Source organism: Paenibacillus maysiensis (genome assembly GCF_000520815.1).
GTDB lineage: Bacteria > Bacillota > Bacilli > Paenibacillales > Paenibacillaceae > Paenibacillus > Paenibacillus maysiensis.
Map to the genome: position 1 here is coordinate 1 of NZ_ASRY01000349.1, position 21428 is coordinate 21428.

At 46.2% G+C, this 21428-nt stretch carries 28 protein-coding genes and 2 pseudogenes; 24 read left to right on the forward strand and 6 right to left on the reverse strand.

The window, feature by feature from the left end; genetic code table 11:
• Nucleotides 1-221: 221 nt before the first annotated feature.
• The gene (locus tag L696_RS0127855; protein ID WP_025686560.1) at nucleotides 222-1595 is read right to left on the reverse strand and encodes a helix-turn-helix domain-containing protein; all 1374 of its coding nucleotides are present in this window, start codon (nucleotides 1593-1595) and stop codon (nucleotides 222-224) included.
• A gap of 202 nt (nucleotides 1596-1797) precedes the next feature.
• Here L696_RS0127855 and L696_RS0127860 point away from each other — a divergent pair, with 202 nt between their 5' ends.
• The 3 genes from L696_RS0127860 to L696_RS0127870 all read left to right on the forward strand — a co-directional run bounded on the left by L696_RS0127860 (nucleotide 1798) and on the right by L696_RS0127870 (nucleotide 4479).
• A complete protein-coding gene (locus L696_RS0127860; RefSeq protein WP_025686561.1) occupies nucleotides 1798-2844 on the forward strand; it encodes a hypothetical protein in 1047 nt (348 codons plus the stop codon).
• A gap of 379 nt (nucleotides 2845-3223) precedes the next feature.
• A complete protein-coding gene (locus L696_RS0127865) occupies nucleotides 3224-3862 on the forward strand; it encodes a pentapeptide repeat-containing protein (RefSeq protein ID WP_025686562.1) in 639 nt (212 codons plus the stop codon).
• An 11-nt stretch (nucleotides 3863-3873) separates the two neighbouring features.
• Entirely contained in the window at nucleotides 3874-4479 is a 606-nt protein-coding gene (locus L696_RS0127870) for a pentapeptide repeat-containing protein (protein ID WP_025686563.1), read from the forward strand.
• A gap of 14 nt (nucleotides 4480-4493) precedes the next feature.
• Here the strand turns inward: L696_RS0127870 and pdxR are convergent, their stop codons facing one another.
• Entirely contained in the window at nucleotides 4494-5999 is a 1506-nt protein-coding gene (gene pdxR, locus L696_RS0127875) for a MocR-like pyridoxine biosynthesis transcription factor PdxR (RefSeq protein ID WP_025686564.1), read from the reverse strand.
• Between the two features lie 115 nt (nucleotides 6000-6114).
• On the opposite strand from pdxR, the gene L696_RS0127880 reads away from it, so the two are divergent.
• The 7 genes from L696_RS0127880 to L696_RS31085 all read left to right on the forward strand — a co-directional run bounded on the left by L696_RS0127880 (nucleotide 6115) and on the right by L696_RS31085 (nucleotide 10504).
• Nucleotides 6115-6726: a pyridoxamine 5'-phosphate oxidase family protein gene (locus L696_RS0127880; protein ID WP_025686565.1), complete on the forward strand. Its 612-nt coding sequence runs from the start codon at nucleotides 6115-6117 to the stop codon at nucleotides 6724-6726.
• Nucleotides 6727-6927: 201 nt separating this feature from the next.
• Nucleotides 6928-7515, forward strand: coding sequence for a TetR/AcrR family transcriptional regulator (locus L696_RS0127885; protein WP_025686566.1), 588 nt, complete (start codon nucleotides 6928-6930; stop codon nucleotides 7513-7515).
• 112 nt (nucleotides 7516-7627) lie between these two features.
• Nucleotides 7628-7729, forward strand: coding sequence for a hypothetical protein (locus L696_RS31610; RefSeq protein WP_014599460.1), 102 nt, complete (start codon nucleotides 7628-7630; stop codon nucleotides 7727-7729).
• 356 nt (nucleotides 7730-8085) lie between these two features.
• On the forward strand, nucleotides 8086-8541 hold the full coding sequence (locus tag L696_RS0127900) for a MerR family transcriptional regulator (protein WP_025686567.1): 456 nt from the start codon (nucleotides 8086-8088) through the stop codon (nucleotides 8539-8541).
• 41 nt (nucleotides 8542-8582) lie between these two features.
• Nucleotides 8583-9812 carry an MFS transporter gene (locus L696_RS0127905; protein ID WP_025686568.1) on the forward strand — a complete coding sequence of 410 codons (1230 nt, stop codon included), beginning with the start codon at nucleotides 8583-8585 and terminating at the stop codon, nucleotides 9810-9812.
• Between the two features lie 27 nt (nucleotides 9813-9839).
• Nucleotides 9840-10268 (forward strand): universal stress protein, encoded by a 429-nt coding sequence (locus tag L696_RS0127910; protein WP_025686569.1) that lies wholly within the window; start codon nucleotides 9840-9842, stop codon nucleotides 10266-10268.
• A gap of 98 nt (nucleotides 10269-10366) precedes the next feature.
• Nucleotides 10367-10504: a hypothetical protein gene (locus tag L696_RS31085; protein WP_162472212.1), complete on the forward strand. Its 138-nt coding sequence runs from the start codon at nucleotides 10367-10369 to the stop codon at nucleotides 10502-10504.
• Nucleotides 10505-10745: 241 nt separating this feature from the next.
• Here L696_RS31085 and L696_RS0127920 read toward each other — a convergent pair whose 3' ends face one another.
• Nucleotides 10746-11210: an AbrB/MazE/SpoVT family DNA-binding domain-containing protein gene (locus L696_RS0127920; RefSeq protein WP_025686570.1), complete on the reverse strand. Its 465-nt coding sequence runs from the start codon at nucleotides 11208-11210 to the stop codon at nucleotides 10746-10748.
• A 257-nt stretch (nucleotides 11211-11467) separates the two neighbouring features.
• Here L696_RS0127920 and L696_RS0127925 point away from each other — a divergent pair, with 257 nt between their 5' ends.
• The gene (locus tag L696_RS0127925) at nucleotides 11468-11731 is read left to right on the forward strand and encodes a helix-turn-helix domain-containing protein (protein WP_025686571.1); all 264 of its coding nucleotides are present in this window, start codon (nucleotides 11468-11470) and stop codon (nucleotides 11729-11731) included.
• A 164-nt stretch (nucleotides 11732-11895) separates the two neighbouring features.
• Entirely contained in the window at nucleotides 11896-12267 is a 372-nt protein-coding gene (locus tag L696_RS0127930) for a MerR family transcriptional regulator (RefSeq protein WP_025686572.1), read from the forward strand.
• 79 nt (nucleotides 12268-12346) lie between these two features.
• Here the strand turns inward: L696_RS0127930 and L696_RS0127935 are convergent, their stop codons facing one another.
• A complete protein-coding gene (locus L696_RS0127935; protein WP_081750810.1) occupies nucleotides 12347-12817 on the reverse strand; it encodes an FAD-dependent oxidoreductase in 471 nt (156 codons plus the stop codon).
• A 56-nt stretch (nucleotides 12818-12873) separates the two neighbouring features.
• On the opposite strand from L696_RS0127935, the gene L696_RS32860 reads away from it, so the two are divergent.
• The 6 genes and pseudogenes from L696_RS32860 (at nucleotide 12874) to L696_RS0127975 (ending at nucleotide 16753) form a co-directional block, all read left to right on the forward strand.
• The gene (locus L696_RS32860) at nucleotides 12874-13200 is read left to right on the forward strand and encodes a TetR/AcrR family transcriptional regulator (RefSeq protein ID WP_425339360.1); all 327 of its coding nucleotides are present in this window, start codon (nucleotides 12874-12876) and stop codon (nucleotides 13198-13200) included.
• Complete coding sequence (locus L696_RS31620; protein ID WP_209441014.1) at nucleotides 13173-13376, forward strand: hypothetical protein; 204 nt, start codon at nucleotides 13173-13175, stop codon at nucleotides 13374-13376. Before L696_RS32860 ends, L696_RS31620 begins: the two co-directional genes overlap by 28 nt.
• A 71-nt stretch (nucleotides 13377-13447) precedes the next feature.
• Nucleotides 13448-14204 (forward strand): annotated as a pseudogene (locus L696_RS32865) (IS5 family transposase).
• 54 nt (nucleotides 14205-14258) lie between these two features.
• Nucleotides 14259-14513: pseudogene (locus L696_RS0127955) on the forward strand (transposase); the annotation flags it as partial.
• A gap of 111 nt (nucleotides 14514-14624) precedes the next feature.
• Entirely contained in the window at nucleotides 14625-15572 is a 948-nt protein-coding gene (locus L696_RS0127960) for an NAD(P)-dependent oxidoreductase (protein ID WP_025686575.1), read from the forward strand.
• Nucleotides 15573-15988: 416 nt separating this feature from the next.
• Complete coding sequence (locus L696_RS0127975) at nucleotides 15989-16753, forward strand: MerR family transcriptional regulator (RefSeq protein ID WP_025686576.1); 765 nt, start codon at nucleotides 15989-15991, stop codon at nucleotides 16751-16753.
• 99 nt (nucleotides 16754-16852) lie between these two features.
• On the opposite strand, the gene L696_RS0127980 is transcribed toward L696_RS0127975, so the two are convergent.
• A complete protein-coding gene (locus L696_RS0127980) occupies nucleotides 16853-17332 on the reverse strand; it encodes a hypothetical protein (protein ID WP_025686577.1) in 480 nt (159 codons plus the stop codon).
• A gap of 89 nt (nucleotides 17333-17421) precedes the next feature.
• Nucleotides 17422-17901, reverse strand: coding sequence for a GAF domain-containing protein (locus L696_RS0127985; protein ID WP_025686578.1), 480 nt, complete (start codon nucleotides 17899-17901; stop codon nucleotides 17422-17424).
• Between the two features lie 223 nt (nucleotides 17902-18124).
• On the opposite strand from L696_RS0127985, the gene L696_RS30785 reads away from it, so the two are divergent.
• The 6 genes from L696_RS30785 to L696_RS0128015 all read left to right on the forward strand — a co-directional run.
• Nucleotides 18125-18283 carry a hypothetical protein gene (locus tag L696_RS30785; RefSeq protein ID WP_155985497.1) on the forward strand — a complete coding sequence of 53 codons (159 nt, stop codon included), beginning with the start codon at nucleotides 18125-18127 and terminating at the stop codon, nucleotides 18281-18283.
• 46 nt (nucleotides 18284-18329) lie between these two features.
• Entirely contained in the window at nucleotides 18330-18635 is a 306-nt protein-coding gene (locus tag L696_RS0127995) for a hypothetical protein (protein ID WP_025686579.1), read from the forward strand.
• A 203-nt stretch (nucleotides 18636-18838) separates the two neighbouring features.
• Nucleotides 18839-19435 carry a GNAT family N-acetyltransferase gene (locus L696_RS0128000; protein ID WP_025686580.1) on the forward strand — a complete coding sequence of 199 codons (597 nt, stop codon included), beginning with the start codon at nucleotides 18839-18841 and terminating at the stop codon, nucleotides 19433-19435.
• Nucleotides 19419-20177, forward strand: a complete 759-nt coding sequence (locus L696_RS0128005) for an energy-coupling factor transporter transmembrane component T family protein (protein ID WP_025686581.1) — start codon at nucleotides 19419-19421, stop codon at nucleotides 20175-20177. Before L696_RS0128000 ends, L696_RS0128005 begins: the two co-directional genes overlap by 17 nt.
• Before the next feature lie 125 nt (nucleotides 20178-20302).
• Entirely contained in the window at nucleotides 20303-20890 is a 588-nt protein-coding gene (locus L696_RS0128010) for an ECF transporter S component (protein ID WP_025686582.1), read from the forward strand.
• Nucleotides 20891-20946: 56 nt separating this feature from the next.
• Nucleotides 20947-21428: energy-coupling factor ABC transporter ATP-binding protein (locus L696_RS0128015; protein WP_025686583.1), on the forward strand; the 482-nt coding region annotated here is incomplete at its 3' end.

Here is a 21428-nt window from a genome sequence, read left to right on the forward strand (position 1 = left end):
TCAGAAGAACTGTCGCACTTGGCTTGACAATCCGTCCCATAAAAAAAGACCTGCTCCTAAAAGCAGGTCATGGAATGAAATATTTTTTAGTACTAAAGAATCTTCATATTCCTCCGTGGTGCCATGCCGGCTCATAATTATTCCCATTTCCCTGATATGGGAAAGGGGTAATAATTACTGTCAATAATAGAAAGCTAGTCACCAATAAGATTGAAGCCATTTTACTCTTCATATACATCCACCTCACTAATCAAATTTCGGTAGACTGCATTTGCATCAGATGATGCATTCTCTCTAAAAGACTCAAACAGTCTCACACATTCAAGTATATATGACTTATTATTAATTGCAGTAGATTTTTCCAAACAGCTTAACAAGAATCTAAAACCTTCTGAAAACATCCCCTTATGCAAATAGTAAACAGCCAATTCCTTTGAAAAATGAGTAAAGCGTTCTACAAAGAATTGTTGATTGTACACGCCTACATTTTCTTGTTCCTCCATAAGAGATAAAATTTCCGCTTCAAATTGCTGAAGTACATCATCTACATTTATATTATATCGATTAGCTGCTTCAACTATGTTATCTAATGCGGGAAGGATTTCATCTTTTTTCGAAGAGAAATAAGCAATATAATCAGGAAGTACGCTTACCTCGCCTGACATAAGCTTATTCAAATAAGTATTTGCTTCGGCCCACTCTTTAAATTGGTGTTTCCACTTCAGGGTTGTTTCGTCCTCTTCCTTTACCCAGTTTAAATCGGCATATTTTTGGATATGTTTAAATCCTGTCTCATAGTCTTTTTTAGCATCACAGACTTCAGCCTGAAGTAAATATGAAAATGCCCAATATACAAAAGGAGAGTAAATCGGATTTTGTGGATTTTCTTTCTCTTTTTTATGTTGCTGGCTACCTAGCTTGTATTGAATTTCAGCTCTGTCTCCCAAAATTTTAGCGAATTTGTTTACTTTGTCCCACTTGCGCAATTTGCGATATGTATTCACTAAATCCTTTAACGCATCTAGTTGGACAATTACATCAAGACGATTAACGTAAGTCTCAAACTGCACGGCTGCTTCATAGTTTTTTTCCTGGTCATCCCCTTGCCTGCTCTGAAACAGGCGGTACTGACATAGAGCCAAGCGCTCCGAGTGCTGCTTATTTTCACTTAGAGCAACATTCTCATAAAGTATGGCCGCCGCCTCATACAAACCGTCTTCAAAAAATTGTTCAGCCAGTTCAAATAATGGAGTAGCGTAGCCCAACTTATCCAGTAACATATCCACGACCTGCTGAATGCAATCCAACTTATTCAATTTTGCGCAACTTTCCAAAAACGGACTCATTCTACGCCAGTTGGGACTAGCATCAGCCAAACATTCGGGGATATAACGTTCATAATAATAACCAACGGGATGCCCCATCGCTTCTGTAATTCGGTCTAGCTGATAGACTGAAAACTTGCGGTTACCATTAACGAGACCGCTAACCGTGCCGGGATTCATATTTGATTTCCTAGCCAGATCGCTAATGTTTAAATCATGTTCGTTCATGTACTTTATCAATTCTGCGAGTATCGTGGTTGTATTGGACAAAATAAATCACCCCTTTAAAGGAAACTTATTAGGATATCAACCCATTTAAAATAGGAACATCAGAATCAAATGCTAAAATGTCAATTTTGGAAATGAGTATACCATCTTTTGGGATGTTTTCATATACCTTTCAATACGGCGGTTGGAACGCGGAGCGGCCTTAGCCATACAATATTTCATCTGAATGTAAAAGGGGATGATGATGTTGGCTACCTTCTCGGCCGCCCTTCAAGTGAAGAAGCGGATGGCCAAGCGAGTCTTAAAAATGTCCGGTGTCCACGGCATCGGCGTAGGGTACAGGGACCCTGCTCATCCAAAAAGGGGGGCCGCTGTCATTGTGTACACAGACCGGCTGACCACAGCCTCTACCGGACTTCTGTCGGCCACAGCACTAGGCAAGCAAACGAGCGTTCCTGTCCGAATTGTAAAGTCTGGAAAGATGAAAGCCCATGCCACGGACTACATGACGCGTATACGCCCGGTCATCGCCGGCTACAGTGTCGGGACGATTGAAGGCTCCGGTACGACCGGGCTGGTCGTCGCGGTAACTGGAACGCCGGCTACACGTTATCTTTTCAGTAATAACCATGTACTCAACCCTTCCAATACAGACAATCGGGAGGCCACGCTTCAGCCAGGCGGAGCCGATGAGGGGACGGCTACCCGAGATCGTATAGGGCGGTTGTATCGTTATGTACGCTTAAACCCAACGGGGACCAATTTTATTGATGCGGCGCTTTCCTTGCCGACTCGCAACAGCTTGCTCAGTCCGCGTTACGCTACGGTAGGAGTAGTCCCGGGACATGTGACCGCTTATCGTGTGGGAGAAAGATTCAAAAAGGTAGGGCGTACGACCGGATTGGTAAATGGCACGGTAGAGTCTGTCTATACGGATTTGCAAATTAATTACGGCGGAAGCTTGGGGCTGCTGACCTTCGAGGATCAGACCGTTATTAGAGGTACCACCCCTGTATCGCTGCCTGGGGATTCCGGCTCTGTCTGGCTCAGACAGTCGGATAATTATGCGGCAGCGGTCAATTTTGCAGGCACGGCAGATGGTCGTCTGTCCATTGCTTTCCCGGTGCAGTGGTTCATGCAGGCGTTCAACACACGGGTAGCCCGCCCCGTCGGGGCAGGCAGGGTGCGCAGAGTAGATACAGGATCATCCCCCCGCTCTTATACAAGACAGCTCACCAGCGAGGAATTGGCACGTTTGAAGCCAAGAACAACGCGGATTAGACGGAGCTAACGAGAGCCGCCGCCTTTTTTACTCAAATGAATAGGACATAAATCATTCACGGCACGAATCATTCACAGCTTAAAAAGTTAATGGCATAAAATAATTATATCCGCTTAATCTGCTCTTTCAGCATACGAACTGGCTACCATGTTAGGGACTACAACGGCGCAGCTTACCTGCTTGGTTTAAATGCAGCTATTGAAGCTGCTCGCGTCGGAGCGCCGGGGCCGCTACCTGATTACCTGATTGTAGAAAGCTTGGGAGTCGCGCTGGGTAGCGTGGCTTTTTTTCATTTTGCAGGTACATATATAAAGCCATTGTTACTGCGTCGCATCATCATATAAACTAGACATATGCCGGAATAAGCACTCAGAAGGTGGAGATAGCTATGGAAATTAAGATAGAGTTGCCGAAAATTCCTTCAGACTTATCTGTATTATCCGATGAAATGTACTCCTTACGATCCAAGGATGAGTTTAGCACGGGGTCTGTAGAGGATATGACTATGGATCAGGTGGAAGCTGCCAGGGTTTCATTTGAGAAGATGGTTTTTAAAAATGTTACGATTATGGAATCGGCATTGCCGGAAAGTGAATGGACAGATGTTATTTTCGATAAATGCGACCTGTCTAATATTAACTTTTCCGGTTCCTTTATTCACCGGGTAGAGTTCAGAAATTGCAAGCTGCTCGGAACAGACTTCTCCAGAAGCAGACTCCAAAATGTTCGTTTTCTGGATTGCTTAGGGGATTATTCAATGTTTCGCTTTGCCAATTTCAAGCAGGTTGGTTTTGAGGATTGTTCATTGATAAGCTCCGACCTTTATCATTTGACGCTACAAAAAACCTTTTTTACCCGTTGCAATATGGATCAGGCCATGCTGTCGGGGTCCAAGCTGAAGGGGATTGATCTGAGCGATTGCGAATTCGATGGACTACAGGTGGATATCGAAGACCTGGATGGGTGCATGATCTCTCCGCATCAAGCTTCGTCTTTTGTGGGGCTGTTAGGGCTAGTGATTAAATAAGGGGGATCATTATGTTTCAGTATCAGGAGCAGCAATATGAGGGCATTGATTATAGCGGGAAAGATTTAAGGGATGGTGAACTTATTCGTTGCACCTTTGAACGCTGTACTTTTACGAACGGTTCGTTGGAGGAAATCATGACCAGCGAATGTCGTTTTATCGAATGTGATTTTCAAGGAGCGCTGTTGAACGGTTCTATTCATACTGAATCGGCTTTTATAAATTGTAACTTTATTGAAGCCAACCTGTTCGTCTCCAAATTCAGCAATTGTAAAATGACGGGCTCGGACTTTTCAAAAGCAAAAATAGACGGCATTACGCTCGTTCAGGGGGATTGGTCTTATACCAATTTGCGGCAGGCCCGGCTGGAAAAGCAGGATTTGAGAGGAGTACGCTTTTATGAAGCGGATCTCTCGGATGCCAATCTGCAGAAGGCAGACCTCAGAGATTGCGACCTGACCAGAGCTATTTTAGCTCATGCCAAGCTACAGGGAGCCGATCTACGTGGTGCTACTATGGATGGAGTCGATTTTAAAGCACTTGTTGTCAAAGGTGCACGGATGGATCAAGACCAGGCTCTAGCGTTCTTGCGTTCATATGGTGCGAAGGTCGATTAAGGCGAGGGTTCCACTCATTTTTTAATACGATCCCAAGCCTGAAGCAGACGGTTAATGCCTTCAATCATTTGGTGTTCCGTTAAATGGGCAAAAATAAAACAGGCGGATGGTGGGCCTGGTGTCAGTTGGTAGTCGGCTGCATCACGCCATGTGACTCCGAAAGACAGTGCTGCCTGCATCAATTGCTGATACTGAGCAGGCTCATGCTTCCAGACCGCATAGGCATGCAGGCCGCAGTCAGTCTGATGCCAGTGAAACAGTCCACTCAACTGCTGCATTTCGCGCTCGAACATCTCGTAACGTGATCTGTACATCCGGGTCATCCGGCGCAGATGGCGAACATAGTCGCCGCGTATCATAAAGCGTGCCAGTGCGCGCTGTTCCAGACGGGCAGGCGGCAACGGGTCATATAGCCGTTTGGCGGCTGTTAGCGCTTGGGCCAGTGCAGCGGGCAGAATAGCGTAGCCCAGTCGAAGACTGCTGAACATGCTTTTGGAAAAGGAGCCGACATAGATGACACAATCCGCTCGATCCAGTGCTTTCAGCGGTTCAATCGGTCGTCCTGCCCAACGGAATTCGCTGTCATAGTCATCTTCGATAATCCACGCACCTCTGGACACCGCCCATTGCAAAATATGCTGACGGCGTGCTAATGGCAATACAGCTCCGGTTGGAAACTGTCGTCCCGGTGTAACAAATAGTAAGCTGGAATCCCAATCCTGCGGAATAATTCCTTGTTGATCCAGCTCAGCAGCTTGTACCTGTCCGCCCGATGCAGTAACCGCACGATGGATACCAGGGTAACAAGGATTTTCCAGCACGATGGGATCTTGCTCATTAATAAGCAACTGGCATAATAACGTGATCACTTCCATGGAACCACTGCATAATACGACTTGCTCCGGGTGGGCCGTAATTCCCCGTGTTCTTCCAACATGTTGACAGATCGCTTCGCGCAACCATTCATCACCATTCACTGGTGCTGTCATCAAGGCAGACGAAGGCTTTTGCAGGTCTTTGCCAGCGGCAGCCATTGCGCTTTTCCATGCGGTCAGTGAACTGCCCTCCAACACCACTTCTCCTGCCTGAAAGGAAATCAAGGGTTGTTGAGCCTCATCTTCATTCACAGCAGAAGCAGAAGACGGTTGTGACTCTCTTTCCATCTGCATGATCCGTTGTCCCCATGCTGACAAAGCTGGGGTTGTTTGTTTTACAGAAGGTGCTTGCTGGCTCTGCTTATCAATCTGTGACTTGTCCGGCAGCATCGCTGTCTGTTCAATGACAAAGGTCCCTCTGCCTACCGCCGTTTCCACATATCCTTCTGCCAACAGCATATCGTAGGCTTCTGCAACACTTCCCCGCGAAATTCCATACATCACAGCCAAATCACGACTGGAAGGCAGGCGCGTGCCGCTGGCAAGTGATCCGTTCAGAATTCCTTCCCGAAGGGCATGATACAAGGCCAAATATTTATGATGATACAGTTGAATAGCACGCTGATAAGCAATCGTAATATCCATATCCTTCTCCTTTCATTGGACTACTCATTTTCGATCATATTGGATCTATTCATTGATCCATTTTCAACATAATCTGAAATGTATCGCTGGTCAATAGACGAAAGGAGCATGATCCATGAGAAGAAAAGAATTTACGGTGGCAGAAGAAGAGGAAATAGAGCTATTTCTGAGCGAGGTCAGCTTCGGTTTTCTGGGTATGAACAGCGAGGATGGGTTCCCGCGGGTTGTACCCTTGAATTTTGCTTATGGAAATGGTGTTTTTTATATTCATGGCAGCCGTGCCGGAGAGAAGATGGAACGGATAAAGGAGGACAACCGGGTTACTTTTTCCGCCGCCAGAGAGTATGCACTCATTCCGTCTTATTTTACAGATGAACATATGGCGTGTCCGGCGACTTCATTTTTTAAAAGTATTACCGTGCGAGGTCATGCGGAACAGGTAGTGGAACTGGAAGAAAAGGCATCTGCCTTTTCCATTTTTATGAGTAAGCTGCAACCGGAGGGAGGCTATGAACCTATCGATGCCAGCGATCCCCGGTATGCTTCACGTCTGAAAGGGGTCGCGCTGATCAAGATTGTACCGGATGAGTGGACCGCCAAATTCAAATTCGGGCAGAATGTTAAAGAGCAGGAACGTCAACAGATTATCGACGGTTTGCAAAACCGAGGGCGGGATGATGATCTGACAACCATTGAAATGATGCGCAAATATTGTCCTCACCACTGATCCGGCTTCATCTTTCCTGCTCGCTCACGGTATAATTGGTTAATACTACCTTAAGGAGAGATGCCCTTACATTTTCAAAACCTTCATTTCTTTTGTATTAGGACTTTGGAAGGACAGGCATATATCATCCTCAAGCCCATTGTTCTTACCGCAAGGGAACTTTATAATACGATAGATTTGTGGAGTAAGGGGGCAGGGACCGTGACAAGAGCAGGAGTCAGAGGTCGGGAAGGTCGACGGTTGTTACTGGAGGCAGGGGCTGAGGAATTCGCTCAGACCGGTTTTTATCATACCAAGGTAAGTTCGATCGCGGCGCGTGCAGGATTGACGCAGCCGGATTTTTATATTCATTTTGAGAGTAAGGAACAAATGTATGAGGAGCTTGTTGAGAGCTTCCGAGTGTTGGTGAATGAGACGGTCCAATGCATGAAGGTGGAACCGGATCAAAGCCAAGCTGAAATTTTGAGCCGGGGGCTAGTGTTTCTGGAATCCATTTTTCGTATGTTATCCAATAATCCGGCGATAACCCGTGTCGGATTTTACCAGGCGTCCGACTCGGTGCGTATCAAGGCAGAAATGGCAGGTCATATTAAAAAGCATCTGCTTGCGGCACAACGATGGGGTTCTTGCCGCGAGGAATTGGACCCGGAGCTGACGGCGGAATGCGTCGTTGGCTTGATTGAACGGTTGACGTTAACCCAATTGCTGACTGGACGCGAAAGTCCATCCGTGCTTGCCAAGCAGACGCGAAACCTGCTGTATCACGGCATGCTGGCGCATGAAGGATAACGGAACCAAAGCGAAAGACCTACATTTGGGCGGGAGGCGCGGCAGCTGTACCTATCATGGTTGGCAACATACGCATAAAATGCTTTTGTAAACCATGAAGGGAGGAATCAGTATGTCTGGAGTAGGCGCTGGTTATGGAGCTTTCACATCTACAGGAGCGATTCTGGTACTTTTCATTTTGCTCGTTATCATCTCTAAAGCATTCGTTATCTAACTCGTTGTTAACAATCTGAATTGAATTCCGGCGATGTATTTGTAATCAACGGAGGGAGGAGGAATTTGAGATGGGTGAAGTAGAAAGAGGTTGTTGCGGTGGCTACGGCATGTGGACTTCCACTGGTGTTATTCTGGTACTCTTCATTTTGCTGGTTATCATCACTCGCACTTTGTTCATCTAATTTATATATTTCATGGGCTTGAGCGCCGATGCTTCGGGCCTATGAACCTGCAAGTCGAAACAGGAACCGTCTCCAATAGGGGCGGTTTCTTTTTTTTCTCCAAAGTTAACGTTGACGTTAATGTTAGATAGGCGTAGTATTTATATATAAACTTTTTCATAAGGTGGGTGTCATGGTTACGTATAAAATTGATGAGGTCGCCAAGCGATGTGGTTTGACCAAGCGAACCATTCGTTATTATGAGGAAATCGGTCTGTTACCCTCCCCGCAGCGCAGCGAAGGGAATATGCGGCTGTATACGCAGGAGGATGTGGATTTACTAAAAAAAATTGTGAGTGCCAAGGAAGTGCTTGGTTTCTCCCTGCAAGAGCTTCAGCGTTACATGTCCGCAGCGGAAATGCTCAAGGGTCAGCGGGAGGAATATCGTGAGCGAACGGATATCCTGCATCCCGTTGAGCGCCGGGCCATGTTGGAGGATATGGAGGTAACACTAAACGAACAGTTGGAGCTGATGGAGGGAAAAATCAACAGCATCCGTATGCTCCAGACCGAGCTGGAGGAGCTGCGGGTCAGGGTTCGCGAACGGAAGGTTCTGCTTGATAAGGAGCTTGGCAGCGAACCGTCATAAGCGAATCATTTTACATTTAGATCTGGAGGTTACATCCTACTATGAGTTCACAACACGCATTACCTGATGATTTAAAGTTACCTGATGAGTTAAAAAAACAGGCAGGCTTGCTGTCTCAGCCCAAGGCGGTATGGGCGGTTGCTTTTGCCTGTGTTATTTCATTTATGGGACTGGGATTAGTCGATCCTATCCTTCCGGCCATCGCCGATCAGCTTCATGCCACCAAGAGCCAAGTATCGTTACTGTTCACCAGCTATAATCTGGTGACAGGCGTGGCTATGCTGATTACGGGCGTAGTGTCCAGCCGATTGGGTGTCAAATGGACGCTGCTGACCGGAATATTGCTCATTATTGTGTTTGCCGGGTTGGGTGGTACAGCCGATACGGTTGGCGGGATTGTGGGCTACCGGGCAGGCTGGGGTTTGGGGAACGCCCTGTTTATTGCAACGGCGCTGTCCGCGATTGTAGGTCTGTCCACTTCGGGGACGGCTAAAGCGATTATTTTGTATGAGGCGGCACTGGGTCTCGGGATTTCGGTCGGCCCACTGCTTGGCGGTGAGTTAGGCTCCATTTCTTGGCGAGGTCCGTTCTTCGGTGTAGCTGCGCTGATGGTCGTAGGATTTTTGTTCATTACATTTATGCTGCCTTCGATTCCAAAGCCTAAAAAGCGCGGCTCGATTGCCGATCCGTTCAAAGCGCTCACTTATCCGGCCTTGCTAACGCTGGGCATTGTGGCTTTGTTGTATAACTTCGGATTTTTTACGCTGATGGCGTATTCTCCATATGTGATGCATCTGGACGAGCACGGTTTGGGCTATGTCTTTTTCGGCTGGGGGATTATGCTGGCCTTTACCTCGGTGTTTGTAGCACCGAAGATTCAAGCACGCTTTAGCGTGGTATCTTCCATTAGTGTCATGCTGACGCTGTTTGCTATTGATTTAGGCGTCATGGCTATAGGGACGGTGGCAGGCTCGCCAACGACTGTCATTGTCGCGGTGATCGTGGCTGGTATTTTTCTGGGGATTAACAATACATTGATCACAACGGCTGTGATGCAGGCTGCTCCGGTGGAGCGCTCCACGGCATCTGCGGCCTACAGCTTCATGCGCTTTTTGGGCGGGGCGATTTCGCCGTGGCTTGCAGGGAAGCTGTCCGAGTGCTATACGGCGGAAACTCCATTTTATTTTGGTGCATTGATGGTACTGCTGGGTGTAGTGGTGCTGATCGTACGTCGTCGACATATGCAGGATATACAGATTGATGCTCACTAACAATGAACTTCTGAGGAGGAAAAGAGTATGAGCGAATACAAGCATATTCTGGTCGCGATTGATGGTTCGCAGCACGCTATGAAGGCGTTGGAGACAGCCAAAGCGCTGTCCAAACAGCTTCAGGGTGAACCGCGTCTGACCGTATTGCATGTGAACCCGGCTTTATCCATGAATGAGCCCCCGGTTGGGGTGGATGTGGATGAGCGAATTGAGGAGGAAGGGCGTCATATATTAGAGCCAGCTTCCGACTTTTTGAAGGACGAGGGTCTTTCGTACCGCATGCTGGCGGGTCATGGTGACCCGGCGAGTGTTATTTGTAAAAGTGCAGAGCAGGAGCAGGTGGATCTGATCATTATGGGAACGCGGGGAAAAGGGCTGGTTTCGGAAATAATACTGGGCAGCGTCAGCCATCATGTAATCCAGCATGCACCTTGTCCTGTGCTGACGGTAAAATAAACGTTAACAGCAGCATTTATTTATTGGTGGTGAATGGAAAGCAGCACAATTGTATACGGCACTGAAATCAGTCGTATTCCGGAGAAGTGATTGCTGAGGTGGCAGAGGCCACAGCAGAGGCCACAGCAGAGGCTGCCAAGGCTGCCATTCAGGCGGCATCCGATGAAGGGACAACCAATGTTTTGATTTGGCATATATACTTTTTGCTGATTCAGAAATATTCCTTGTCTACGTAGTGGAATTATCTCGAGAAGAAAAATGGTTTAGAATTGAAGAAAACTGAAAATTAGATACAAAGAACCACCGGATATAGGTTATTCGCCTGAAAGTCATCCAGTGGTTCTTTTTGCCCAATGTGTAATTCTCGCCATGGACGCCATGGGTTTTGTCGGTTAGCTATGATGCTGCGTGTCACGGTTCAAACGTAATTGTACATGGAATTTGTGATGTATACCTATGTAGGATTGCAAGCTGTAGTTATAGCATTTTTTTGAGCTGGGAAATACGGGCTTGGGAAACCTCAAGTATCTTTGCATATTCGTGCTGTGCTGCATTGGGTTGCTTCTGCATCAATTCTTTTAGGCTTTCGATCATCTGTTGCGTCGAACGGCGCAGACGTTTGGATTGCTTCATTGGCCTTTCTCCGTTGGAGAAAGTCGTTTTGGACGGCCTTGTGATAGGGGTGAAATTTGTACCATTCTTCAAATTATGAATACATTCCCCACAAATAAAGCTGTCTCTAAAATAAGTCAACTGCTCCGTAGAACCACACATTTTACACGTCACCCCGGTATATTTTCGTAAGGCGAGAATACCCGTTTCCTCATCAGCAAAAATCTCAACAGGATCACCCATCTTGTAATCCATTGAAATACGCATCTCTTTGGGAATGACGATACGACCTAACGAATCTAAGGGACGTGTCATACCTGTACTTTTCAAATGATAACCTCCTTTTTTTATATCCTTATAATACTAAATAAAGAGGAGAAAAAAGAATAGGCTTAGAGAAGCAATAGCATATATTAAGTAAACTGTTGAAAAGTATACAAGGAAATTCTATAAAATGGTATACTATTTTGTGAAAAAAAGAATTATTCTAGTACAACTTGTGTCTAATACCAGATTGTAATTGGATTTGTTACCACAGAGCAGCATCGTAACTTTATCCTATAAACGTGTTAAAGGGGTTGTTTATTGTGAACCATACAACCACGATTCGAGCAGAGCTTGATACATACATGAAGACAAACGGACTGAACATTACCCGACTTGGACGAACAGCAGGGCTAAATGCAGGTACGCTGAGTACCTTGGTAAATGGAAATCGTACGTTTTCCGTCGATCAACTGGATCGGATTACGGTAGTTATGGGACATCCCACCAGTGTCCTCACTAATTATGTGGAGTATATTTGCGCACCCCCGATAAATCGGAAAAAGAATTGGTTACAGAGCTTTTGAATATTATGATGGCGAGCAATCGACTCTGGAGCGAGAAACCTTCGTGGGTCACTCGCTCTTTTTTTGTATATTTCTCATTACTTTGCACTCTTTTCTATGAAAACTTATACTTATAGTTAAAGCTGACTTTAAGAAGTACAACAATAACGAGGAGGGGAATGAGAATGTACTCCATCAGAGAGGTTCAAATCAAGAGCGGACTGCCTGCATCTACACTTCGTTATTATGAAAAAGAGGGGATATTACCTGAAGTGGGGCGGGATGAGGGTGGAAGAAGAGTATATACAGAAAAACAAATTGACTGGTTAAGGTTTGTTATGGCTATGAAAGATACGGGGATGACGATTGAAGAGATTAAGGCATACCTTGAGCTTAATGCAAAAGGCGAAGCCACCGTACATGAAAGAAGAGATTTTCTCATAGCTCATAAGACAAAGGTAGAAGAGCACATGGCCCAAACACAACACAATTTGGAGAAAATCATTCAGAAGATCGCTTATTATGATCATGTGGTTATGGGAAAAAACTTCTCTTAACCAAGTATTTGATGAAAAGTTAAAAAAATCAAGAGCCGTTTGCTTAAAAAGCAAACGGCTCTTCGGAGGGAGCAGGGCACTATATATTTCTGGTAACCTCATACGCATCCCAGACAGCGTACATAATATTTTGTACTTGCTTGGCATCTCCGATTAAGTAGGCTTCGGAAACTTCATTTTGGATGTCTTCATAAAGCGATTGTTGAGGAGTATATCCTACAGCTAGAATCGCTGAATCGGCCTTTAGAATCGTTTCTTCACCATTTTTGTTTTTAAGAACAAATTCTTGATCGTTGGCATCTACAATTTTGGCGTTGGTCAGGAGATGGATATCCTTAAATGCAACAAGGTCACGCAGCATATCTTCATTTGCATGGCACAGGGGTCCGCCTACGGTTAAAATATCTTCTTGCATTTCCACCAAGGTTACTTTTTTACCTTGATCAGCAAGCCAGAGTGCAGTTTCGCATCCCACAAGCCCGCCCCCGACAATTACAGTGGAAGCACCGGGATCTTTTTTCCCAAGCAGAACCTCTTCTGCGGAATCGATGCAAGCTGCAAAGTCTGCAGACTAAAAAAAATATATATAACAGTACATTAGAGCTAATGCATGAAAAGAGCCTGGAAAAAATTGAAATTGAGGATATCTGTCGGAAGGCCGGCGTGTCAGTAGGGTCATTTTATAATCATTTCAAGACTAAAAGTGATATTTTGGTGGAGATGTATGCCCAGGCGGATGGCTACTTTGAATTGAAATTTAAGAATGAACTACCATCAGAAAGTATTATGCAGGATCTTATTCAATATTTTGAGGTTTATGCGGAATATAATCAGAATGTTGGTTTAGAGACGGTGAAACAGTTATATACAAGTAATAACAAGCTCTTCATTACTAAGGTCGTGGTATGCAAAATATACTTCAACAGATTATAGAGAGAGGGCAAGCCGTGGGAGAGTTGGATCAAAGCATGACATCCGAAGAGATAACAGACTACTTATTTATTGCAGCTCGTGGGGTCATGTACAACTGGTGTCTTCATGATGGCGACTCGGATTTAATTGTAAATATGCGTGAATATATGAGTCGCCTGCTCACGATCTTTAAATAAAGGAATTGATTTTATCCTAGGGTGTGTACGCAAACTGTAGATCAAGAGAATATTCTGGTAGAATAAGAGATATGAGACGAAGATACGAATTAACAGACCGTGAGTGGGAAGTCGTTCAGATGTTTTTGCCCCCAGTACGAAAATCACAAGGAGGTCGACCACCCAAAAACCGTCGTCAAATGTTGAATGCCGTCCTCTGGGTTGCCCGTACGGGTGCTCCTTGGCGTGATTTACCCGATTATTATGGTCCTCGGTCTACAGCTTTTTCTGGCGCCTGCAAAAGGCCGGCATTTGGGATGAAATCCTGAAGCACGTTACCATTGAACCTGATTTTGAGCAAATGATGATTGATTCAACGATTGTCCGAGTCCATCAGCATGGGGCCGGCGCAAAAGGGGGGCCAGCAAGCAAGCGATCGGACGTTCCCGAGGCGGATTAACTACGAAAATCCATGCCGTGGTGGATGCGCTGGGCTATCCGCTCTGCTTCGAATTGACACCTGGACAAGTACATGATTCGGTAATGGGTTACGATATGCTTTCGAAACTGGATTTACAGAATCGAGAAATTTTGGCGGATCGGGCGTATGATACCGATGTGATTGTGGCCTTAATAAAGGAACAAAATGCAACCGCCGTCATTCCAAGCAAACGCAACCGGCGAAAGAAGCGAGCTTACGACAATGATACGTATAAAGAACGGCATTTAATCGAAAGCTTTTTTAATCGAGTGAAACAGTATCGGCGCTTGGCAACCCGCTATGACAAGACAGCGAGCATGTTCAAGGCTTTTTTGGCGTTGATTTTGATAAGGATGTGGCTCAAATAGGTTTGCGTATAGGCTCTAATCAATCTAATCAATCTAATTAGGTCGATATTGTGGATGATCCTGGATAACGGCCGCATTCATCATGCAGCCCAAGTGCAAGATTTCTTGAAGCAGCATCACCGATTACAATTTGTTTTTCTGTCGAAGTACTCGCCTGACCTTAACCTGATTGAAGGTTTATGGAAGTGGCTAAAGAGCGATGTCGTTCACAACGTATTTTACAAGAAGTTTTATCATATTCGAATCAATGTCGCAGCCTTCATGAAACGCGTCAATGACAAATCGTTGGAGATCATTGATCGCTTGTGAATACGAATGTAATTCAAAAATTCAGTCTATAGAATTTATATAAACTATCAATTTTACAAATATCAATAAACATATTATTGTAAAAACAAAGAAATTGGAGGTGGCTTGACAATGAAAATTCTTATAGTAGGCTATTTTACACAAATTTCAAAATCAAATATTAAAAAATATTTTCCTAATGACTGGGACATTGTAATTGTGCCGCCGGGAAAAGAAATGCTGCATCATATTGGAGACTCCCAGGTAATCATACCTGAACATATCAAAGTGGATCGCGACTTACTTTCCATGGCAAAAAAATTGAAACTGGTACAGACGGGTGCAGGGTATGATAATGTAAATATTGATGCCTGCACGCAACTAGGTATTTGGGTAGCTAATGCTGCAGGAGTGAATGCGCAGGCAGTGGCCGAGCATGTAATGGCGCTGATGTTGTCTTATTATAAAAACATACCCTACCTTGATAGATTCATGAAAACCAGAATAGATGAAAAACAGTTGGATTATACAGGAAGTGAATTAAAAGGTAAAACGATAGGAATTATCGGCTTTGGTGCTGTCGGTAAAAAAGTAGCTGAGTTTTGCAGGGTTTTTGATATGAATGTGCTGGTTAATGCTAGACATGCCGTTGTACAACCTGACAGCTTTGTAAAAATGACGGATTTCGATAATCTTGTAAGCGTATCAGATATAGTCACTGTACATACGTCACTGAATCCGCAAACCAAACAACTGATTGATAAAGGAGTATTCAAAAAGATGAAGAATACCGCACTTTTTATCAATACGGCTCGCGGTGGGATTGTCAATGAAAATGACTTAATAGCTGCTTTAAAAGATAAAGAAATTTCAGGAGCATGCTTGGATGTGTTTGAATCTGAACCGCTTTCAATTGACAGTGAACTAAGGGATCTGAGTAATGTCATACTTACTCCCCATACTGCCGGCATGCCAGATGGCGTCAAGTTGCATAAAAAAAGATATGATTTCTTTGTGAATAATATAAAACATATAAAAAACGGTGAAGAACCCGAAAGCAAGCTTAATCAGGTGTTATAGTTCTCATAATTTTTCATTTTATTAAAAAAGCAGTCGATCAATTGGCCGTTCTTTATACGTATCCTGGTCATACGCCCGCTTCCTCCTCCGGTCTCGCTTGCTCGGAATCCATTACCGAATCATCTGCCTGTCCCGGTGTCAACTCAAAGCGGAGCGGATTCCCCAGTGCATCAACCACGAACGCCAGAAAAAGCTGTAGGCTGAAGACCAAGGGCCATTATAATCGGGTAAATAATGCCATGAAGCACCGGTACGGGCAACCCAGAGGACGGCTTCACAGTTTGCGTACACACCCTAGTCACAGGGACGGTTCACCACAAGCTTAACGGGTAAAAGGTAATACTAGGGCAATAATGCTGGGTTGACTCTCACGCCGCGTGAGGCTGTAGACTGTGTAACAAGGGAGGTGAAGCGGAATGGCTTACACGGTGAAGGAAGTATCCGGTCTGTCGGGAATCAGCGTACGAACTTTACATTATTATGATGAAATCGGATTGCTAAAACCCCATCATGTCGGGGATAACGGGTATCGCTATTACGAACAGGAGCAACTGTTGAGGCTTCAGCAGATTATGTTATACAGAGAGCTGGAATTACCGTTATCCGACATTGGCGACTTGCTGGAGCAGACGAAGGAAAAAACGGCCGAGGTTTTGTTGGAGCATCGAAGCAAGGTGCAGAACAAAGTCTTCCGCTTGCATACTCTCCTACAGACCATCGACGAAACGGTGGCTCATGTGAAAGGAGAACAGATGATGAAACCGGAGCAATTGTACCAAGGGTTTGACCCGGAAAAGCAGGAAATGTATGAACGTGAACTGACGGAACGTTATGGTCATGAGGCCGAAGAGAAGATTCAGGAGAGCAAGACGGCAACGACGAACTGGTCCAAAGAGGAGTATCTGGATTCCCAAGCAGAGGCAGGTCAGATTCATCGGCAATTAGCTGAAGCTATGAATAAGGGATTAAAGCATAACAGTGAAGAAGTGCAAGCTTTGATCCGGCGTCATCTCCAATGGGTAAGCCGATTCTATACACCTACTGCCGAGATTTATAGTGGGCTGGCAGACTTGTACGTGGAGCATGAGGATTTCAGTAAAATGTATGAAGGCTATCGCCCCGGACTGGCTGAGTATTTGCGAGCCGGGATGAAGGTGCTGGCAAAGCGGGAATTAAACTAACACTAGCTGGTGAAAAAGGCTGTAAGAGGTATGAAAAAGGGGTAAACAACAAGCCAATCCGACGGCCTGCTGTTCACCCTTTTTGTGTGTAAAGCAGCTTTACATGCTGCTATGTGTCGCTCTCATGCCTTGCTGACTGTTGTTTCCGTAGTGCTGAATGCTACCACTGCTTGCATAATGCTGCCCAGTCGTACCCATGTGTTGCGGAAAGCTTTGGCTCATGTGGCTTCCCGTACCATAGGAGGATGGTTGCATACTGTGGGAGGCGTAATTATCGCCAAATCCGGGCTGAGTCATTTGGCTGCTGGAGCGGATCGTGTTTTCCAATTGACTACACAATTGAATGACTTGTTGGTATTGCTGCATAGCTTGTTGGTGGTGCTGGATTGCGGTTTGGATCGTTTGAGCTGCATTACGTTCACGTTGCACCAGGTTTTCAAGACTGGATGCATTTTGTTGCTCCTGTTGCAGCAACTGTTGATACATCGTTGTCCCTTGCTGTGTTTGTTGAACCAGTTGCTGCATAATTTGTTCACATTGACGAAGCTGCTGTTGTGGAGCCATGGTGTTGTTGTACATTGTCATTAATCTCCTTCACCGGATGGTTTCGGGTTCCAGACCCTTATATATTGTGGTGAAGGAAGACGATGATTATACGCGGATTTTGATTACAAACTGGCTACCAGAATAGCCGTAAATTCCTCTAGGAATACACGATCTTCGTGGTCGAAGCGGGCTTTTAGCGGGCTGTCAATGTCCAGCACTCCCAGCAGTTCTCCGTTCTTGATGAGGGGGATGACGATTTCGCTATTGGAAGCCGCGTCACAGACGATATGGCCCGGGAACGCATGGACATCTTCTACGACAAGGGTCCGTCGCTCCACTGCGGCTGTACCGCATACACCGCGTCCCAGCGGAATTCGTATACACGCGGGCTGGCCCTGAAATGGACCGAGTACAAGCTCGGTTCCATCGTAGAGATAGAAGCCGCTCCAGTTAATATCCGGCAGAAAATGACCAAGCAACGCAGAAGCGTTCGCCAGGTTTGCAATAGTATTGGGTTCATCATGAATGAGTGCCCGGAGTTGCCCAAGAACTGATTCAAATTGTTCGTGACGTGTGCCTTCGTAAGGGATAGCCTGAAACATGTAGTCCACGCTCCTATCAGTGAAATTTTTTACCATTATCTGTTGTATATATCGGGAGAAAAAGGTAATTCTGCAAGTTGCTTTTACCATTGGTTAATTAATTTAAGATATAACGATTTATATATTCAGTCAAGAGGAAAATACATCTGTAACCTTTTCAGCGACCTCCGTACTCTAATCTTTTTACAGCGTAATTTCAAGAGAAGAACAGGAGTTGTCAGGTATGAAAAAGGTACATAGTGCAATCAGCTCAGCGGTGGTGACCAGTCTGATTCTGACGGTAGTCGTACATTTTATGAAAAGTGGATCGCCTTCGCTGCTTGGTTTCTACAATTCAAAAGGGTTACCACTCATTTGTTTCCGGCTTGTTTCCTATGGGTAAAAACAATATAACGATGTTGGCCTTAAGCCGGGAAGGAGCTACAATCATGCGTGCAGATGTTCAAAATTTGTTTATCCGTATACAGATGCTTTCCTATGCACATGAAAACGATTTGACGGTGAGTGATATTCAACCTGTACTCGAAGAACGCGGGTACCGCGTAGGAGAACGTGAGGTCAAGCAGGAGCTGGAGAACCTGACGCAGGAAAACTTTCTGACACCGCATGACGATTTGTTCAGCATTACGGGCGCAGGGATCGAAGAATTGAAGGAAATTCAGACGATGCTGGGCGTATTGTACAAGGATGTTGTGAAGAAACCGGCCCGCTCGGCTTCTCGTGCCTCCTCCTAAAGTGGCATTGGAATGCGGAGTATAGTCATCATTCATGTCTGTCTGACTACTTGGAAATGAGCGGCTCCAAACATATCCTCCTTTTCTCATGGATGCCGGATCGGCGCATTTGTGGAGCAGGGGGGTGTTTGCGTTTGTTGGAGGGGTATGCTTAAATGTAGCGTATATTTATTGTCACTTTGATGCTGGAAGGATGATTGAACATGCGCGCATATGCATGTAAGGGGCATATACCACCGCTGGAAAGCCCGCGTCTTCGGCTCCGAAAGATGGAAATCGGGGATGCGGCTACGATGTTTGCCTGCTGGTCTGATCCGGAGGTTCACCGTTATATGAACCTGACGGGGATGTCCGGACGTGAGGATGCGGAGGATATGATCGAGCTGTTGAATAAGCTGGCGAAGACGGAGGATGCGTTACGCTGGGGCATAGAGCTAAAGGAGGACGGGAAGCTGATCGGCAGCTGTGGCTTTAATTATTGGCAGACCGAGGGAGCCTATAAAGCTGAAATCGGCTACGAGCTGGCTAAGCCCTATTGGAGAAAGGGCTATATGTCGGAGGCGCTGCGGCTGGTGCTGTCTTTCGGGTATGGCACGATTCAGCTGAATCGGATGGAAGCGCTGGTGGACCCGCGAAATACGGGATCGCAAGCCTTATTGTCCTCTATGGGCTGGACGCAGGAAGGGCTGCTACGGCAAATACAGCATACGTCTACAGGCTTTAAGGATATGCTGATGTACTCCTTGCTACATGAAGAATGGCTCAGACTGGAGGCGAAGCGAAATGCTGTTTCAGTATAACGGAGGGGCGTCCCCGCTACACAGGCTGGGGCCATTAAGTAAACTGATTCTGGTGGGATGCTTTAGCCTGCTGTCGATGGCATGGGATTCAACACTGCATGAAGCGGCACTGCTGGTTGTATTGATCGTTGTGGCTTGGTTTGGGGCAGGCTTAACGTTGGCACGTCAGCTTCGGGCCATGTCATTTCTGATTGGTCTGGGCATTCCGTATTTTATATTGTCTATTCTGGCGATTCGGGAAGGACATATCGTGGCGGGCTGGGGGCCGATTTGGATTACAGCGGAAGGGCTGGATATCGCAGGGGCGTTGACGTTGCGCATTTTTGTGCTGTTTTTGGCCTCGTATATATATTTGTCGACAACCGATCCCAGAGATTTTGTACAGGCTTTGAATCTGCGTTTGCGTGTTCCTTATCGGTTTGCGTTCGGTATTTCTGTGGCGCTGACGTTTCTCCCCTTATTGGAAGAAGAAGGACGTACTATAATGGCGGCACGGCGTGTGCGTGGACAGGAACCGCCGCGAGGACTGCGGAACCGGCTTTCATGGTGGGGCGGATATGTCGGTGCTATGCTGGTGAATGCCGTGAGACGAGTTCAGCAGACGGCGCTGGCGATGGAGGGCAAAGGCTTTGGTGCTTATGCTGATCGTACCTATCTTCGTGCGCTGGAGAAGGGGCGCTCCGGTTATGTATGTGCTGTGGTTGCTGTATTAGGTACTGCTGTTTTATGGTGGAGCTTATAGGGAGCAGCTTCTTTTTTTGATCTTATTGTCAACCGTATAAATAAAAATAGGTTGACAATAAGAGCTTGTATGAATACATTTAGAATGTGCTCGTTTATATTTGGAGAGGAGATAGGGAATTACATATGAAGGAATCTCGTATTTTTGCAAAGTTTACGACGCTGGATATCGTATTGATGGCGATGCTGGCAACGTTGAATGGAGTCATGACCGTTTATTTGTCGATGATTAACAAAACATTAAATAGTCTGGGAGGGCCTATCGCGACTTCCTCCATTGTCGGGCTGTACATGATATATGGTTTGCTGGCCTATTATATTATTCGTAAGCCGGGGACGGCGGTAATTGCCTATTCATTTGGCGCAGTGGTGCAGTCCTTTATGGGTTCAGCCTACGGAATCGCATCTATCATCGCGGCTGCGGTCTGCTATATGATTGCCGCTGAACTGGTATTTGCTGTACTGCGCTATCGACGCTGGAATGCCGTTTCGCTGACGCTGGCAGGCGGGGCTATGGTGCCGTTATGGTTTATCGTGGCAGCCAATATGTTCGGCTATATGCATTGGGGCTGGAAGGTGCTGACGATTGCACTGGTCGTGCGCATCTTGAGCGGTATTGTATTGTGCGGTCTGCTGACCAAGATGTTGGGCGATGCGTTGAATCGGACAGGACTGTTAAAACGTTTTGAGCTGGGTCGTGCTTCGCGTGCATAGCACTTGCCATGGCGAGACTGTATTTTTCAAGAACAGGGATAGAGGGTATTTCGGTTATGAATGAACATAGCGATAATGGTTCTGGATGTAAAATAGCCATTTCCATGAAGGATTTCGGCTATCGGTATGATGATCAGGAGGAACCCGCGTTACATGGCTTGACGCTGGACATTGCAGTGGGCGAGCATGTTGCGATTGTCGGGGCCAGTGGAAGTGGAAAATCTACGCTGTGCCAGCTTCTCCACGGCGGATTGTCCCGTTCCGGTGAGGGAGAACGGGTTGGGGAGCTAAGCGTGTACGGGATGGACCCGGACACGGCTGACCTGGCAGCTGTCGCCTCCACCGTCGGCATCGTGCTTCAGGACCCGGATGCCCAACTGGTGCAGGGAATCGTCGAAGACGAGATCGCCTTCGGGCCGGAGAACCTGCGCGTGCCTCCGGCGGAAATAGCGCAGCGCCTGACGGCTGCGCTGGAGGCCGTCGGCCTTGCCTCCGAGCGCGGCTCCTTCGTGCGCCGCCTCTCGGGAGGCCAGCGCCA